The organism is Halorubrum sp. SP3, assembly GCF_005435195.1.
GTDB lineage: Archaea > Halobacteriota > Halobacteria > Halobacteriales > Haloferacaceae > Halorubrum > Halorubrum sodomense.
Genome location: NZ_SGTU01000587.1, coordinates 1 through 289, shown reverse-complemented (window position 1 = coordinate 289; position 289 = coordinate 1). Strand labels below are relative to the sequence as shown.

The 289-nt window shown below is 51.9% G+C and carries 1 protein-coding gene; it reads right to left on the bottom strand.

The annotated features are described in order from the left end of the window. Positions 1 to 221, bottom strand: a 221-nt coding sequence (locus EXE42_RS17675; RefSeq protein ID WP_199240820.1) for a 6-carboxytetrahydropterin synthase, incomplete at its 3' end; no start/stop codon positions are given. Positions 222 to 289: the final 68 nt, after the last annotated feature.

Genomic DNA, 289 nt, shown 5'->3' with positions numbered 1-289 from the left:
CCTTTGTCGACGACCCACCCCTCCTCAGTGAGCTCCCCGGTCACTTCCACAGTAATCTCGTAATTGTGCCCGTGTGGCCGCGAACACTTCCCCTCATGATGGAGGATTCGATGGCCCGAGCTAATCCGAATCGGCTTATCATCTCCAATCAGCAGCGTTCGCTGCCCTGCTTCTTGAAGCGCATCTGGTCCGGATTCGTCTCTTGATAAACTTCGAGCCATACTGGAAGAATATTCGGGGAATATATAAATATTGAGTTTCGTTACTCCACCGATGGAACAGCAGCACC